The organism is Jiangella muralis (assembly GCF_001270745.1).
Lineage (GTDB): Bacteria > Actinomycetota > Actinomycetes > Jiangellales > Jiangellaceae > Jiangella > Jiangella muralis.
This window is the reverse complement of the sequence record NZ_KQ434759.1, coordinates 193,539-193,831: the sequence shown is the minus strand read 5'-3', so window position 1 is coordinate 193,831 and position 293 is coordinate 193,539. Positions and strand designations below refer to the sequence as shown.

General features: G+C 71.0%; 1 protein-coding gene. It reads right to left on the bottom strand.

Annotated features, from left to right (window positions below; genetic code table 11):
- Positions 1–155 precede the first annotated feature (155 nt).
- Positions 156–293 (bottom strand): DUF8185 domain-containing protein (locus ACW62_RS36745; protein WP_476733810.1); only part of this gene is annotated, 138 nt, incomplete at its 5' end.

The following is a 293-nucleotide window of genomic DNA, read 5'->3' as shown; positions in this document are numbered from 1 at the left end:
CGGTACTCACACCGGCACCCGCCCCGTCGAGCAGGACCCGGCACACCGGATCTTGACAGAGAGGATCTTGACAGAGAGATCATGGAGAAGGTCGGCCCTGGAGGCGCTCGGAAGCCAACCTTCTCCATGATCGACGGGGCCCGGGGGCAGGCGTGTCAGAGGGCGAAGAGGGCGAGGCCGGTGCGAGCGAGCACCGAGCCGTTCGGGGCGTCCAGCCGCCACCAGGCGCCGACCGTCCGCAGCGCGACCTCCGCGTCGTCCGGCCCGCCGAGGAACCCGTACGACGACGCGGC